General features: G+C 67.2%; 20 protein-coding genes and 1 tRNA gene. 3 read left to right on the top strand and 18 right to left on the bottom strand.

Annotation, left to right across the window (positions count from 1 at the left end; all coding sequences use genetic code 11):
• Positions 1-39 precede the first annotated feature (39 nt).
• From ACFWPX_RS24990 to ACFWPX_RS24925, 14 genes are all read right to left on the bottom strand, one after another.
• Positions 40-459 (bottom strand): hypothetical protein, encoded by a 420-nt coding sequence (locus ACFWPX_RS24990; RefSeq protein WP_378929501.1) that lies wholly within the window; start codon positions 457-459, stop codon positions 40-42.
• Positions 460-470: 11 nt separating this feature from the next.
• Entirely contained in the window at positions 471-818 is a 348-nt protein-coding gene (locus ACFWPX_RS24985; RefSeq protein WP_378929498.1) for a hypothetical protein, read from the bottom strand.
• A gap of 3 nt (positions 819-821) precedes the next feature.
• Complete coding sequence (locus tag ACFWPX_RS24980) at positions 822-1,184, bottom strand: hypothetical protein (RefSeq protein WP_378929495.1); 363 nt, start codon at positions 1,182-1,184, stop codon at positions 822-824.
• The gene (locus ACFWPX_RS24975; RefSeq protein WP_378929492.1) at positions 1,160-2,674 is read right to left on the bottom strand and encodes a hypothetical protein; all 1,515 of its coding nucleotides are present in this window, start codon (positions 2,672-2,674) and stop codon (positions 1,160-1,162) included. The genes ACFWPX_RS24980 and ACFWPX_RS24975 overlap by 25 nt, the downstream gene beginning before the upstream one ends.
• 62 nt (positions 2,675-2,736) lie before the next feature.
• On the bottom strand, positions 2,737-3,000 hold the full coding sequence (locus tag ACFWPX_RS24970) for a hypothetical protein (protein WP_378929489.1): 264 nt from the start codon (positions 2,998-3,000) through the stop codon (positions 2,737-2,739).
• A gap of 157 nt (positions 3,001-3,157) precedes the next feature.
• The gene (locus ACFWPX_RS24965; protein WP_378929486.1) at positions 3,158-3,892 is read right to left on the bottom strand and encodes a M15 family metallopeptidase; all 735 of its coding nucleotides are present in this window, start codon (positions 3,890-3,892) and stop codon (positions 3,158-3,160) included.
• Positions 3,893-3,939: 47 nt separating this feature from the next.
• On the bottom strand, positions 3,940-4,857 hold the full coding sequence (locus ACFWPX_RS24960) for a phage portal protein (protein WP_378929483.1): 918 nt from the start codon (positions 4,855-4,857) through the stop codon (positions 3,940-3,942).
• 404 nt (positions 4,858-5,261) lie between these two features.
• Positions 5,262-6,500 carry a terminase gene (locus ACFWPX_RS24955; protein ID WP_378929480.1) on the bottom strand — a complete coding sequence of 413 codons (1,239 nt, stop codon included), beginning with the start codon at positions 6,498-6,500 and terminating at the stop codon, positions 5,262-5,264.
• 258 nt (positions 6,501-6,758) lie between these two features.
• Positions 6,759-7,148: a hypothetical protein gene (locus ACFWPX_RS24950; protein WP_378817553.1), complete on the bottom strand. Its 390-nt coding sequence runs from the start codon at positions 7,146-7,148 to the stop codon at positions 6,759-6,761.
• Positions 7,149-7,490: 342 nt separating this feature from the next.
• Positions 7,491-8,153, bottom strand: a complete 663-nt coding sequence (locus tag ACFWPX_RS24945; protein WP_378929477.1) for an AAA family ATPase — start codon at positions 8,151-8,153, stop codon at positions 7,491-7,493.
• On the bottom strand, positions 8,143-8,412 hold the full coding sequence (locus ACFWPX_RS24940; RefSeq protein WP_378929474.1) for a hypothetical protein: 270 nt from the start codon (positions 8,410-8,412) through the stop codon (positions 8,143-8,145). Before ACFWPX_RS24940 ends, ACFWPX_RS24945 begins: the two co-directional genes overlap by 11 nt.
• A complete protein-coding gene (locus tag ACFWPX_RS24935) occupies positions 8,409-8,642 on the bottom strand; it encodes a hypothetical protein (RefSeq protein WP_378929471.1) in 234 nt (77 codons plus the stop codon). Before ACFWPX_RS24935 ends, ACFWPX_RS24940 begins: the two co-directional genes overlap by 4 nt.
• Positions 8,639-9,013: a hypothetical protein gene (locus tag ACFWPX_RS24930; protein WP_378929468.1), complete on the bottom strand. Its 375-nt coding sequence runs from the start codon at positions 9,011-9,013 to the stop codon at positions 8,639-8,641. The genes ACFWPX_RS24935 and ACFWPX_RS24930 overlap by 4 nt, the downstream gene beginning before the upstream one ends.
• A 679-nt stretch (positions 9,014-9,692) precedes the next feature.
• On the bottom strand, positions 9,693-9,902 hold the full coding sequence (locus ACFWPX_RS24925) for a helix-turn-helix domain-containing protein (RefSeq protein ID WP_378929465.1): 210 nt from the start codon (positions 9,900-9,902) through the stop codon (positions 9,693-9,695).
• Between the two features lie 131 nt (positions 9,903-10,033).
• Between ACFWPX_RS24925 and ACFWPX_RS24920 the strand changes: the two genes are divergently transcribed.
• Positions 10,034-10,345: a helix-turn-helix domain-containing protein gene (locus ACFWPX_RS24920; RefSeq protein WP_378929737.1), complete on the top strand. Its 312-nt coding sequence runs from the start codon at positions 10,034-10,036 to the stop codon at positions 10,343-10,345.
• Here the strand turns inward: ACFWPX_RS24920 and ACFWPX_RS24915 are convergent.
• Positions 10,307-10,379: transfer RNA gene (locus tag ACFWPX_RS24915), tRNA-Lys, on the bottom strand. The two genes, ACFWPX_RS24920 and ACFWPX_RS24915, sit on opposite strands and share 39 nt — an antisense overlap.
• Positions 10,380-10,695: 316 nt before the next feature.
• Between ACFWPX_RS24915 and ACFWPX_RS24910 the strand changes: the two genes are divergently transcribed.
• The gene (locus ACFWPX_RS24910) at positions 10,696-11,904 is read left to right on the top strand and encodes an Ig-like domain-containing protein (RefSeq protein WP_378918316.1); all 1,209 of its coding nucleotides are present in this window, start codon (positions 10,696-10,698) and stop codon (positions 11,902-11,904) included.
• A gap of 70 nt (positions 11,905-11,974) precedes the next feature.
• Here the strand turns inward: ACFWPX_RS24910 and ACFWPX_RS24905 are convergent, their stop codons facing one another.
• Both ACFWPX_RS24905 and ACFWPX_RS24900 read right to left on the bottom strand, forming a co-directional pair.
• A complete protein-coding gene (locus ACFWPX_RS24905) occupies positions 11,975-12,319 on the bottom strand; it encodes a hypothetical protein (protein ID WP_378918314.1) in 345 nt (114 codons plus the stop codon).
• Positions 12,320-12,428: 109 nt separating this feature from the next.
• A complete protein-coding gene (locus tag ACFWPX_RS24900; RefSeq protein WP_378918312.1) occupies positions 12,429-12,599 on the bottom strand; it encodes a hypothetical protein in 171 nt (56 codons plus the stop codon).
• A gap of 25 nt (positions 12,600-12,624) precedes the next feature.
• On the opposite strand from ACFWPX_RS24900, the gene ACFWPX_RS24895 reads away from it, so the two are divergent.
• Positions 12,625-13,149, top strand: a complete 525-nt coding sequence (locus tag ACFWPX_RS24895) for a CGNR zinc finger domain-containing protein (protein ID WP_378929462.1) — start codon at positions 12,625-12,627, stop codon at positions 13,147-13,149.
• 131 nt (positions 13,150-13,280) lie between these two features.
• Here ACFWPX_RS24895 and ACFWPX_RS24890 read toward each other — a convergent pair whose 3' ends face one another.
• A complete protein-coding gene (locus ACFWPX_RS24890; RefSeq protein ID WP_378929459.1) occupies positions 13,281-14,591 on the bottom strand; it encodes an FAD-binding oxidoreductase in 1,311 nt (436 codons plus the stop codon).
• Between the last annotated feature and the right edge of the window lie 124 nt (positions 14,592-14,715).

Genomic DNA, 14,715 nt, shown 5'->3' with positions numbered 1-14,715 from the left:
TCCGCTGAAAGTTGCGGTTCCCGCGCAGCTGTCCGGGCATCAGGGACCGACCGGCGGCGGGACCAGGACGGGCAGCCCGACTACCTGAAACTCGAAATCCGCGGTGGCAGTCTTACCGACCTCACCGCCGATTTTGGTGGGGTCGATCACCACCGAACCGCTGAATCCGTTGGCGCCGGACTTCGGCGAGAATCGGAACGGCACCGTGTTACCGGCCTGCGCCAGGGTGTAGAGCGTGATTCCGGTGTCCTGGAGGGACTGCACGAGCGTGCCTTTCAGCACCCACGTGTAAGTCACGTCGCCCGGAATCTGATCGCCACACAGGACTTTCAGCGCGTCCTCTGAATCCTTGGAAGGCTCTAGAGCGATGTCGGTGAACTGGCAGCTGAAATCGTTGGGCGTGCCGACCTCACCGAACGCCAGTGTGCCGGGGCCGACTTTGTATGTCTGTGCGGGCATTGTGTTGTCTCCTAACCGATTTCGGTTGTGGTCGTGATCCGGTAGGCCGGGAGCGGCTGCCCGTTGTCGGTGAGCTTGACCGCCTCATTGGTGACGGTCGGTTCCGTGGGTTCGACCACGGCCAGCGCCTTATCCAGCAGCTCACCGAGGGCCACGTGTGCCAGCGCCGGGGGTCGGTCGGTGGTGATCAGTAGCACCGTGACGGTTGCCTCGGCGCCGCCGCATAGGCGGGTGTGCGCCACCTGCGTAACCTGCACCCACGCGCACGGCGGGGTGAGCTTGACCGGATCAATGTTTGCCCGAATCCCTTGTGCCCGTAGGGCAATGACGATCCGGTCAAGCTCACGAACGATGTTCATGCGCTACCCAACTTTCGGCGGTAGGTGATTGCCGAGACCGAGCAGCATCGCGATATCGGGGTCTGTCCGCTGGACGTAGAACGCCCCGAAATCGCCTTGGGTCTCTACGCCCGAGGGCGTGCCTCGGCGCTTCCACACGCGGGCGGCCAGCATGGTCGCACCGTGCCGCACGTGGTCGGGCCACTCGGCGCCAGCGGCCAGCGGCTCTAGCCACGTGGCCACCCTGGACACGACCGCCGAAACGGTCGCGGCCAGGTAGGTTTCGTCGGCTGCTGCGCCGTCTTCCTCGAGCGCCAGATATGCGCGCACGAGTTCAACGGTGGTCAGTGGTGCGGCCATGATCAGGGCTGCGCCGGGGTCGCCCATGCGACCTTGACGAGTCCCTTGGCATTCACGAGATGGTTTGCGGTGTAGCCGAATACGGCCTCATCCACACCACCGCGCGCCAGGTCGAGCGCGTTCACCCGGATCGGGCTGCCGGGCAATTCGTAGAACTCCACTGCCGGGGCTGCGCCGACGATCACGCCACCGGCCGGGACCAGATCAGACGGAACCCACGACGTCGGCTCGATACCGAGCACGCCGAGGAACGCGGGTACGTCGAGCTCTGCGAAGTCGAGCAGCGATTCGAGATCGGTGTCGTTCACCAGGACGAACGACGCGCGACCGGCCTTGCCTCGCTTGATCGCCTGCGCGCCGCGCGACACAGCGCGCAGCATGTCCGGCGCGGTACCGGGCACCACGGTGGCGCTCGTGTTGAGGAACACCGCCGCGTCGGTGTCGGTCTCCATCGCGTACGACTCGACTGCCGCGCGCATGAACGACGCCAGGAACTCGCTGTCGTTGAAGTCGATGAACTTGCGGTCCAGATCCCAGCCGCCAGCCCACCGCTCGGCCTCGAATTCATCGGGCAGCGTGGTCGGTACGTTGGTCGGGATCTCGGTCTTGTCGCCCAGGTACTTCGCAACCTTGGGCTTGACGCCCCATTTCCAGCCGACCATCTTGTGGTGAGTCAGCGGGCGCTGTGTCATCAGCGGGATGATTTCGCGCTGGTAGGCGACGCCCTGCCACAGTTCGCCCAGCCAGCCCGGCAGGCTGATCGTGGGAGTGAACGCGGTCGAGGTGATGTCGGCCAGGGCGAACGAAGCCGCGGGCGTCTCGCCGCGCATCACGTGCTGGAGATGGGTCACCACCTGCGCGAACGTGGGCGCTCGCTCGGTCACCTGCACACCGACCGGGCGCGATGCCGAGGCAGCGAACGCAGCCGAGGCAGTCGGGGCGGGCGCGGGCACCGGCGCGGGCAGCGGCTCCGTGGTGCCGGGCGTGACCGGGACACCGGCGCCAGTGCCGGGCGCGACGGTGGTGGCGGGGGCCGGAATTCCGCCGGCGGATTCCGTGACGGCCGGGGCTGCGACCTGCGGGTTTTCGTTTTCGGTAGGCATGATTTGGGCTCCCTCTGGGGTTTCGGAGTAGTTGACGGTCAACACGCGCGCGTCGGCGAACGCGGGCGTAGGGACCAGGGCGACGGCGGCCAGCTGCGCGCGGCGCACGGTGCCATCTGGCGCCCGGTCCATCTGTCCGTTGATCTCGATCGACAGCCCGTCACGGACGCCCTGCGCGTCCTGTAGGGCCTGATCGCCATCCGGGCCCACGCCGATCGCGAACGTGGCGTAGAGCCCATCAGGGCGCGATTCCGCACGGGTCATCCAGCCGACCGGGGTACCGATCCCGTACTGATCGCGGTGATCCCGGTACAACTTGACGCGCCCGAGGTCGGCGGGCAGCTCGATCGCGCCGGGCGCGAACGTGGTCGGACCGATCGAACCTCGGCCGGTGACACCGAACGGAACGACCATGCCGGTAACCGTGCGCGTCGACGCCTCAGCGAAAACCGTTGCACCCGTAGTGATTCGGACTGTCATCGTGTCGGACCTTTCGAGGCTGCGAGCAGGGGCACGACGGCGCGTAGCCACGCCTCTACCTGCGGAATGGCCAACACTCGGGTGACCACCGCGTTGCCGATCAGCGCGGCGCCGACCACGAGCGCGGCGCGGGTCTCGCCGAGGTGCATCACGAGCACCGGCACGAGCGGCCCGATACCCACCAGGGTCGCCACGCTGGATCGCGCGGTCGACCGGCCGGGGTGCGTGCACTGTGTCGGCGGATCGGTGGGCGTACTCACGGGGGCCCACCTCGGCCAGCGCCGACCGTGTGTCGCCCCTCTGTTCGGGATTGGCTGTGCGCCAACGCATTTGCGAACGACATCACGAGAATCACGGCGGCACCGGCAGCGATGAATGCGCCGGTGGCGATCGCGTACGCGAGGATCAGATACCACGTCATGACTTGATCCCGTCGACAATCCCGAGGATGGCAGCGGCGTGCGGGTCGCCCGCCTCGGCGGCAGCGCGCACACGGGCACCGGCCTCGGCGTCGCCCAGCATCGCGGCGCGCTCGGTCGCGTCCTCATGGATGCGGGCGTCTGCGTTGAGGACCATTCCGGCCAGGGTGTCGACCGGCTTGGCGTTGGCGCGGTACCGGCTGCGCGACGGGTACGGCTGCCGCAGCTCGCGGTGTACGTCCTGCAACAGCTTGCGATCGGCCTCGGTGAATGGCATGTCTTCCTCTTCCGGTTCGGTGGTCGGTGGTCCGTACAGCCCGAGGTATCCGTCACTCAGTGCCTCGGCCAGGGCCGATAGCCGTGGGTCGCCCTCGGGGTAGGCGATCTGGAAATGCATTTCGTCGGCGCGGTCCCAGTCGGCGCCCCAGAACACGCAGCCGTTGAAAAGCTGTAATCCCTTGCGCACCTTGTGAATTCGTTCGACAGGCATGGTGCGGTATCCCCACGGATACGTGGGCGCGTTGATGTCGAGGGCCGTTCCGGAAAGGTGATTGCTGGTAGTCACGTCGTTGTCACGCGACCATCCCCACACCGGCGAAACGATCTGTTCGACGTTGAGGTGGTACCAGATCAGCCAGGCATTGAGGATCGTCGCGGCGACGCCGGAACGGACCGGCGCTGTGTCGCTGAACGGCACGGGGTTGGCCACCACGCACTCATTGCGATCGGCCATGCGCCAACCGTTTTCAGAGTGTGTGTTGCCGTAGACGGTGCGAAATGTCATGAGGCGATCCCCAATCGGGTCGGCGCGGGTGCGGGTGGCTGCGGCATGGTGGCGCCGTCGTCGGGTGCGATCGCCCGATCCGGGGGCGCCAGCGACGAGAAGCCGGTGAGGTCGATCTCTACGTGTAGGCCGGGCGCGGTGATGTCGTCCTGTCCGAGGCGCGCGCAGATCGCGGCCATGAACGGTGACAGGCCGTAGTCGATGAACTCCGCGTTTCTGCCCTGCGATGTCTCGTAGGTCAGGGCGGCCTGTGCGGCAGTCGCATCGAGCATCGCGGCGGGAATGCCGATCGCGCGGGCGATGTCGACCACGGCATCGTTGCGGGCCGGAATCAACACGTCCGCGTTCTGCTGTCCGTGCGCCCGTACTTCGATGCTCTTGTTCGTGTACGCGACGCCACCGTTTTCGCCTCGGCGCGCAGCCGCCCACCGACTGACTAGCTTGCCGATATCGGTGTCGTCCATCGGCCGATCCGAGGTGTCGTGCAATTCGATGTTCGGCACGGGCGTTTTGGCTGCGCGTTCGGTGGTGGTCGACAGCGAATCAGCGATACGGATGGCGCGAGAGTTGAACCTCAGCAAACCCTCATCCGGGCCGGGCACGGCGCACACCGTGCCGGGCGCGGCCAGCTGTCCGCCGATCCTGATACGCCCCTCGGGGTCGAACTCCCACAGATCCCATGGCACGTAGTCGAGCGATTCGACCGACATGTCCTCGGCGCGGGTCACTGCGAGCAGGCCCCAGCCGTAGAACAGCAAGTCGTCCACGAGCATGGATGTGCGGTGGAACGGGCTCAGTGGCTGGTCGGTGCGGTCGATCCATCGCGGTTGCTGGGCGACCGGGCCAGCTGGGTCGCATACCCGCATGGGCATGCGGGAGATAGTGCCGCACAACAGCTTTCGTGCGCGGTTCACTGCCGGTACGCCTAGGGCCTCGGCGCGCGAGACGGGCCACTCGTAACCGTCTGTCCACTCCGGAACGTCGACGTGCGCCAGGTGGCTAGGCCACTGTGCCCACGGCGACGCCGGGCCCGACAGCGTGTTATGCGCTGCCGCGATCGTCGACGGCGCGTGCGCGATCGCTCGGATTGCGTCCCTGATTCCCACGCTTCCCAGCTTCCTGCCGGTGCCCACGTTCTCTAGCAACCCATTGGCAACTCGCCTTTACGGCGCGTCGCGCGGCGTGGATGTCGCGGTGAACCAACCGGAGATGTATCGCGGCAAACTTCCAGGCACCACCGCGCGTGCCCGCGATCGCGCGCCAGGTGCACGAATCACAGGTGACGAGCACGGACGAACTACTGGCATCGAGCAGCGCTTTAGGCATCAGGGGTCCATATCTTCGGCGGGGGCATGGGCACGTGCTGAGCTGCACCGTGGGCAGCGGTCGAGACAGCCTCGAGGGCGGCGATTGATCCGGCGGACGCCCGGCGCCCGAACGCCCGCGCGCCGTCGCCGAGGTTGCGCCAGGCGGCGCAGCCGACAGCCGAGGTCAGCGCGGGGTGAACGCGGCAGCGGATACGCCCGACGATCACGCGATCGGACATGTCGGCGGCAGCGGTCGCAACGTCGTAGGACGTGGCGTCACGCACCGGCACCATGAGCCGATCCAGTTGCACCGCAACGGTTCCCGAGGGTCCGCCTCGGTCGATCCAGGGCGGGCCGTCACTGTGCCGTTCGGCCAACTCGGCAAGCCGAGGTGCCGCCCATTCGGTCCCCTCGCGCACTTCGATCACCTCGCACCACGGCACACCGTCGGCCATGATCGCGGCAGCGATCGCGGTTTCCGACCGGTCGATCGACACGGCAGCGGCGAGCGTCACGGGCCCGTCTGGCAGCCGGTCCACTGTCTGGCAGGCAGCCCACGCCGAGGGCGGAAACAGGCTCTCGGCGGCAGCGGTCGGGATGTTGCCGTACGCGCGCGCGAACTCGCCGGGCGGCAGCTGTGCTTGCGCCGACTCCAGCGCGGCCATGTCGATGGTGTGCCCGTAGGCCGGGTGCGCAGCGGCGATCACGTCGAGGTTCTGCGGGTCGTCATCGGGGCCGATGCCGTAGTCGACCAGGCACACACCGGGCGGATTGTCCTCGCGTACGCGGTCGATCAGCCCGTGAAACCACGTGCTCGCTGCCGTGCCGCGCGTCGACAGGATGACTGTCTGGCGCATTGGGCGCGTGGCCTGCGTCGGCGTGATCGCGGCCATGAGCCCGGCTGCCTGATCTTCGCCGAACACCCACGCCTCATCTATGAGATTCAGGTCGGATTGCTTGGAGTGCAAACTGTCCTCGGTCGGCGGGTGGGGGCGTAGCTGAGACATGTTGTGCGCGAACTCAATTCGCGTATCTCCGGCGCCGCGTTTGAGGTCGAATAGCTTGCCGAACGGGGTGAGTTTGGCCGGGCGCGCCATCTCCAGAAAGCTGTCTCGGGCGTGCATGCCGGTCTGCGCGGTGAGCCACACGCGCGCATTGGGCAGCATCAGCCCGCGATGAAACGCCTTGGCCAGGACAAGCGCCGTCTTACCCGACTGCCGAGGCACGCTGATGATGACGAGCGGATACACGAAACGTCCTGTGCTCGTGTCGATTTCGGTAGCCACGTCGACCGCACGACGCTGCCAGGGCATCAGCGGACGCCCGAGGCCGGTAGAGGTGCGGTCGATCGCGCGGCCGAAGCTGGGACGATCGGAGTTCCGAGGCGTGTGATACCGAGGCGGCGGGGTAGGAATCACCGGCCGGTCCGTTTACGATCGGCCACCAAAACGCTGTGACCGGCCAGGATGCCAAGGCCGGCGAGCTCCGCGGGAAGGGTGCCGGTCCGCTTACGCATCGGTCGGCGCGTCGGTGCTCGGCTTGCCGATGTCGTCTAGCAACTCCCTCAGCTTGTCGTCGGTTTCGTCGGCTTGCTGCGCCGGGGTGAGGTTCAATTCGCGCAGGGCTTCGACAGCGGCGGGCACGAGTTTGGCCGGGCCGTAGGGGAGGTTCGATCCCTCGAATGAGTCCAGGGCCCACGCGCAGCCGCGCACGAACGTCTGTAGGGCCTCATGCTCTGGGCGCAGTAGTCCGCCCTCGGTGGCCGAGGAGAACGCGCGGTCGACCGCTTCGGAGTGCCGCCCGCGTACGATGTGGCCGGGCCGGGCGACCGGCAGCGCGTCACCGTCGAACAGTGCGTCTTGTCCGGCGCGGGGTGCGCGGGGGTCGGGTCGGGGCATGCATACGACCATGCATGAACCCCGAATAATATGCAAGGCTGCCATGCATGGCCATGCATAAAATTCACCCAGAAATTGTTACAAACCCGTTATAAACTGAGATGTTCATCTTCTCATACACCTTTGTACCAACCCCTGTGTCAATACAGACCGAGAGAAACAGGGGAGCTGGGCAGGGGGCTGCCGGGGGGTCGCGACCTCAAAAGGCCGGCTGAATGCGTGTTTGTACCAAGGTACGAATGTTGATACAGACTCGCGCACCCGAGGGTCATGCATGGATCATGTATAGACGATGCATGATCCGCTGCATATTCATGCATGGACTATGCATGATTTCATGCATCACCACTCGCGCGACGGTGGCACGTCACCACCGGCGCCGAGGTAGTAGCGATCGACATGGCGCATGGCCTCGGCGGGCCGGTCGGCGCGGGCGCGTTCGACCACGACATCGGCGCCGGGGTCGATCGTGACCACCTCGGCGCCCTGCGCGCGGTAGCCGTCCAGCTGTGCCGCAGACGGCATGGAATGGACGATCCACACCGTGACCCGTTCGGCCAGCCGCGTCGCCCTGCGGATGGCTGCCTGCCGGGCCGCGATCGCCACGTGCCGCACGTGCGACGGGTACACGTGCTGCGCGTCATTGGTGGGCCCGCGCAGCGCCGAGGCGATCACGTCGAGGTCGATCACCACGTCGTCACCCTGCGCGCGCTGCCTGATGTAGGTCGATTTCCCGGCGGCCGGTGGGCCGGTCACGATGACGATCCGCACGCCCGGCGTAGCACCGGCCAGGCCGTTGCCTCGGCTGGAATTGCAAGGACGGCAGGACGGGCGCCCGTTCTCCAGGTCCCATGGATCACCACCGAGGGACCGGGGCACGATGTGATCTGCGGTAGTGGCGATGTGCGTGCAGCCGGGCCGCTGGAGGACACACAACGTGCCGTCACGCTCCAGGACGGCAGCGGTGTATGCCGCTGCCTTCCTGCCGCCCCACCTAGCCGCCATAGCGCCAGGTGGCCATGGCGCCGGGCGACTCTAGGCGCACTTCGATTGGCGCAGCGGCGATCACGGCACCGGGCGCGCCGTCGTAGGTGTCGAGCCAGTCGGCACGGTTGAGGGCCAGGGCAGCGGCGCACGCGTTCCTGATCGGCCAGGTGCCGGAGGTAGACGTGTCCGGGCCTCGGTAGTCACACGCCGGGTCGTCACAGTCGAACACGAGCAGCGCGGCGCCTCGGGTGATCATGGGCGTGATGTGGTGGGTCATTTCGGGCAGCCTTCCGAGGGCTTATGCAGCCGGTAGAGCGGGATCGGGCGTAGGCGCCGCGCCTCGGTGAGGTCGGCGCCGGACAGGACTACGGCGCGATCAGCGCGGATGCGCACCGTGCCGTCTGCGGTCGGTTCACAGTCGATCGGCAGCCACACGCCGCCGACCGTCTGCCGGTAGCAGATGGGGCCGAAACACACTCGGCAGACGTTCGTGTCCTCGAGGGTCATTTCCGGGCCTTGCTGCGCCGCGACGGGCCCGAGGGCGCCTCGGGGAGGCCACCGGCGCGGAACGTGTCGCCACGGAGGATCGCGTCACGGTTGCGTTCGGCCTCGGCGGCGGCGGCGCGCACCTGCGCGGCGGTGGCCTTCCTGTGGCCTTGCTTGCGGGCCATACGGTGACGGGCGGCGCGGGCGGCTGCGGGACTGGCTGCGCGGGTCTTGAGCCATACCGTGTGTGCGCATGACTCGTGGGCGATCTTCGCCGACAGCCACGTCACTGGCTGGCGGCGCTTGATCGGTTCTTTGCACTCGGCGCAGGTGTCCGGGAACTTGGCCAGCCAGGTGCGCCGGTCCGGTTTCCGTTGAGCGTTGGGACTCATTGAATCTCCCTATAGGTAGGTGTGTGGTCGGGGTCTTGACCTCCCCCAGGAATTCCCGAGAAGCAACGCCCGGCGTCTCGTTTCGGCCAGCCAGCAACCCCGAACCCGTGAGGGTGCGGTACGAATTGCTGTGTGCTGGAACAACATTCAACGCGGTAGCGAGCCGTGTCGAACGTCCCTCGGGCACCGTCTCCGTGGGTTAAGTCGCGTATCGGTGCGGGCGCAGTCGGTTTACGTCGGACCGCGCAGAGAGCGACGGCTAGGCGGCATCACCACCCGTGAATTCCCGACCGCGCCCAGGCCGGAACACCGGGCGCGGTCGGGCGTCTATCCGGCCACCACGGCATTCCCAGCACGGGCGCACTTCCCCCGAGGGCAACCGAGGCACTCGGGTACGGGGGGAGTAGGGGCGCTCACATTGCGGGCAGCGTGGCAGCGGCTCAGTACGTCGGATCATGGGTGCACCAACTCGGGCACAGACATCAGAATGGCAAGCGCGGGAACGCATCCCATGCAGCAAGCGACTAGGCTCAGGTCGAGCAGCAGACCGGCCAGAGAGTCAGGCCGGGCGATTCGCCGGGCGCGCTGCGCGATCATGACGGCAACACCAATCCCAGCCAGCCGAGGCCGTAGACAGCGGCGAACGTGGCCAGCATCGCGGCCAGATACGCGCGGGCCGTCACGCTGCGTCCTTGCGTGCGCTGCGCTCCGCTGCGGCGCGGTCGACATCCGCGCGAGCGATGAGATAGGCGCCGGTACTACCGGGCAGCTTCGTCGCGGCGATTCGGCCACTCTTTGCCCACCGCTGAACGGTGACATCGGTAACGCCGATGACCCTCGCGGCGGCGGCGGCAGATAGAAAGTCTGCTATTCCGACTTGGATGGGCATAAGCTCAGAATGTAGTAATCCAGTACTTTCGTCAACCACCGACACACCGATGCGACACGGCGAGACTGTTGTAAGTACGACAGTCGCGGCGATACGATGCGGGGAGTCGTAACTACTGCTTTGGAGGACAGATGACCAGTTCGGTGCAGCAGCAGGCCGGGGTAATTCCCGTGCCGACAGGGCCGCAGCGGCTCATGCTGGCGCGGATGCACGCGAAGCTGAACCAGGGCCAGATGGCCGATCGGCTGGGCGTGACGACTGCCACGGTGCAGCGTGCCGAGTCGGGAGCTACCAAGCCGCGACGCACCACCTACATGGCGTGGTCGATGGCGACCGGCGTCGATCTGTACTGGCTGGAAACAGGAAACGCCCCGTCACCGAATGGTGACGGGGCATCCCGTGAGTGCGCCATCAGGGACTTGAACCCCGAACCCGCTGATTAAGAGTCAGCTGCTCTGCCAATTGAGCTAATGGCGCGTGTTTTTGTTCTTTGCCCCGTCTCCGGTGCGGAACAAACATTAGCAGGCGGTGGGCCGGAAAGTGAAATCGGGCGCTGACCAGCAACAATGCCGCACACTCGGCGTTGTTAACGCCGACGGCCCTCGCGCGTATCTAACGATTGTGACTTGGTCGTGTCGCGGGGTCTTTCCCGTTGGAACCGGCCGGGCCAGCTGGCAGAATGGGCGAGACGTCGAGTTCGTAACGCCCCCCGCTCACACGGATGGCTCTAGCGATTCGGGTCGGTGGGATCTGCGGCGCACTGTAATCGCGTCGGTACGGAAACGGGGTTGACATGGGTAAGAAGCGGGGGCGACCTCGGTCGCTACGGACGATCGTTCCGGTGGTGCTGCTGGCGGTGTTCGCCCTCGGGGCGTCGGCGTGTTCGGCGGCGGAGGGTGCCGGTGTGGAGGTGGCGATCGATCGCAACCCCCTCGCCGAGCTCATCAAGCCGAAGCTGGTCTCGACCATCAAGGACGGGCAGGTCGGCGTCTCGCCCGGCATGCCGATGGCCTTCCAGGTCGAAGACGGCAAGTTCACCGACGTCAAGCTGACCAATCAGCAGGGCACCACGGTGGCGGGCCAGCTGGCCGCGGACGGCCGCTCCTGGTCGACCGCCGAGGTTCTCGGCTACGGCAAGACCTACCAGCTCACGGCCTCGGCCATCGGGCTCGGTGGCGCGAACTCCTCGACGCTGAGCTTCACCACCAGCTCGCCGAAGAGCCAGACCAAGCCGTACCTGCTGCCCGGCGAGGGTGATGTGGTCGGCATCGGTCAGCCGGTGGCGATCCAGTTCGACGAGAACATCCCCGATCGCCGGGCCGCGCAAGAGGCCATCAAGATCACCACCGAGCCTGCTGTCGAGGGTGCCTTCTACTGGGTGAACAATCGCGAAGTGCGGTGGCGCCCAGAGCATTACTGGGCACCGGGCACCAAGGTGACCGTCGATGTGAACGTCTATGGCAAGGACCTGGGCAAGGGCCTGTTCGGTCAGGACAACATCCATTCGTTCTTCACCATCGGCGACGCGGTGATCTTCACCGCCGACGACAACACCCACCAGGTGACGGTGGAGAAGAACGGTCAGGTGATCATGACCATGCCCACCTCGATGGGTAAGGACAGCACGCCCACCGACAACGGCATCTACATCGTCAGCGACCGGCACGAGAAGATCGTGATGGATTCCTCGACCTACGGTGTGGCGGTGAACTCGGCCGACGGGTACCGCACGCCGGTCGACTACGCGACGCGAATCTCCTACAGCGGCATCTTCTTCCACTCGGCACCGTGGTCGGTCGGGCAGCAGGGTTACTCCAACGCGAGTCACGGCTGCCTGAATCTGAGTCCGGCGAACGCGCGCTGGGTGTACGAGAACGCCAAGCGCGGTGACATCACCGTCATCAAGAACACGGTCGGCGGCACCCTGTCCGGTGTCGACGGGCTGGGTGACTGGAACATCGCGTGGCCGGAATGGAAGGCGGGCAACGCCGACGCTCCGTAGCCGCGTAGCGCACGAAAAACGAAGGGGCACCGGAAACTTCCGGTGCCCCTTCGTGGTGTCTGTGGCTGTCTCAGAGCGGTGTGGGGAGCTGGCTGCAGTCCATCATCGCCTCGCCCGCGACGGCGAGCGCGCTGCCGAAGGCGCCGCACAGGATGCGTCCGCCGAACAGCAGGCGGTCGAGGTTGGGCAGGCCGGCCGAGCCGGTGCCGGAGGAGCCCGTGGTCTCGAGGCCGGTGGTGGAGCCGCTCTGCGCCGAACCGGATTCGGGCTGATCGCTCGGCAGGCCGAAGTCGCCGATGGGGGTCTCCGCCGCGAAGTCGGTGAGGGGCAGGCCGGGCGAGGCCGCCGCGGAACCCGCGACGGGGCCGAGCACGGTGGCGGCCGCGAGGATGGCGACAACGGTGGAACGCTTCATCAAGGGGTCTTTCCGGTCGAGCGCTGACGCTATGGCGAGATCTGCCCCACATCTGGGCAGCGGTCCAAAGTGTAGCGGTCAAACGTGATGTTCGTCATGGTGGTGCGAGTTATCCGGTGGCGGCGAGGCCGGGTTCGTCGCGGTGGATCTCGGACGCGACGCTCAGGTGGTCGACGACCACTCGGCGTGCGCCGCAGCGGCAGCGTTGGTAGGCGACGAGGCCCTCGCTGGTCCGGTGACGCGATTCGATCTGCCAGGTGTGCGCGGGATGACTGGTCATGAATCGAGTGTGTTGTAATGGCATTGTGCATTACAACCATTACGGACGGGAGCCGGTGCTGCTCGGCGTCGAGTTGCTCAACGATCCGTGTTCGAGCGCCGCGGAGCTGGCGCGGCGCTGTGCGGCGGCGGGGTTGGTGCTGTCGGCGGGGGTGTCCGACGCCGATCTCGTGTCGGTGACGGCGTTTCTGGGGCGCTGGCGAGGTGTGGTGGACTGCGCGGACCGCACCGAGCGCGCGGCCAGGCTCAACGTGTTGCTGGCCGAGTACGCGTCGGCGCCGCGCTTGACCGACCATGTCGGCGACGGTTGGCATCTGCACTTCCGCGATCCAGTAGTGGCGACGGACCGCCAGATCGCCGCCTTGATCACCGTCGGCACCGCCTTGCACCTGACCGGGCTCGGTATGGACCGTTTGGGCGCCTGTGAGGCCGATGGGTGCGCACAGGTGTACGCCGACATCTCACGCAACGGCAGACAACGCTTCTGCAGCCCGGCCTGTGCGAACCGGTCGGCCGTCCGACGGCACCGGGCGAACCGCGCCTCCGCCTGACAGTCGTCCGGCGGATTCACTCCCTGGCGCGCCCTTCGTCGGCGCGGCGAACAATCCGAACTCGCGATGACGGCCTGTGCGGCCGACACGCGCGACCCGCGCCGTCGGCTGTGGACGGCGCGGGTCGGCGGTCAGCCAAGGACAGGGAAGTTGGCGCGCAAGACGTTTCGCGGGTCGCGGGCCTGTTTGATCTCGCGGAGGCGGTCCAGAGTGACTGTGTCGAAGGCGGCCGCGGCCGATTCGCCCGGGGCGAGGAAGGTGTACGGCTTCTTGCCGGTGACGTGGGCGCCGAGGTTGTCGACGATGGTGGTGAAGGCCGCCTTGACGTCGTCGATCAGGTGCGGCAGGCCGAGGCCGAGCAGATAGAGGGCGTAGGGCTCGGTGACCGGGCCGCGCGCGCCGTGTTCGCGGGTGGTGTCGGCCAGGGCGCCGCCGAGGCCGCGGATCTGGATGTTGAGCAGGGGCGCGACCGGGGCGTCGATGAGTGTTTTGACGACCGCGTCACCCAGGTCGGTGAGCAGTTCGCCGCGCGACAGCGAAGGGCTGGGGTCGGTGGGTTCGGCGGTGATGGTGCCGATCCGGTCGGGGGTCATGGTGGTGCGGGTGTCGGCGAGCGCGCCGGTGACGGTGTCGAGGCGGCCGGTCAGCTCGCGGCCCCGCGCCTCGTCGCCGAGGTAGGCGAAATCGATGGCGACAGTCGGTGCGGCGCCGGGGATCTGGTAGCGCTGCAGCCAGACCGACAGCTCCGGCGGTGCGTCGGTGGTGAGTTCGGTGAAGACGTCGAACACGTCGCGGGTGCGCTCGGCGGACCAGCTCACCCGGCCGCCGTAGAGCTGTGGCAGTTCGAACAGGTCGATCTCGAGCGCGGTGACGATCGCGAAGTCGCCACCGCCGCCGCGCAGCGCCCAGAACAGCTCGGGATCGGAGTCGGCGCTCACCCGGCCGCGTCGGCCGTCGGCGTCGACGATCTCGAACGCGCGGACCGCTTCGGCCGCCCACCCGTGTTTGCGCGCCAGCCAGCCGAAGCCGCCGCCGAGGGTGTATCCGGTGACACCCACCACGGGGTTGCTGCCTGCCAGGCCGCTCAGGCCGTGCGCGGCGGCCGCGGTCTGGACGGCGCCCCACTCGGCGCCGGAGCCGATGCGCGCCACCCGCTGGGCCGGGTCGATGTCGACAGTGTCGAGGTGGCCGGTGCGCACGAGGATGGCGTTGTCGATGTCGCCGGTCGCGCCGTGGCCGGTCGGTTGGGTGACCACCGTACGGCCCGCGCGGTTCGCGTAGCGCACGACGTTCGCGAGATCGTCGGCGTCGGCGACCTCCACGACGGCGGCGACCGACTGGGTGATCGCGGTGTTCCAGGGGCAGGCGGCCAGGTCGAAGGTGGTGTCACCCGGCAGGAGAACGTTTCCCCGGATATCGGTATGCAGATCGTTGATGCTCATAACCATTCGACGATGTGGGGGCGGCGAGTGTGACATGCTGCGGAGAGCAGAGAAGGGGGGGGGCGGGGGGGCGGGCGGCCCGGGAGGGGGGGGGCGCACGCGCGGCCACCCCCCCCCACAAGAA

It is taken from the genome of Nocardia sp. NPDC058518, from assembly GCF_042719655.1.
Lineage (GTDB): Bacteria > Actinomycetota > Actinomycetes > Mycobacteriales > Mycobacteriaceae > Nocardia.
The sequence above is the reverse complement of the archived record's forward strand: the minus strand, read 5'-3'. Positions and strand labels throughout refer to the sequence as shown.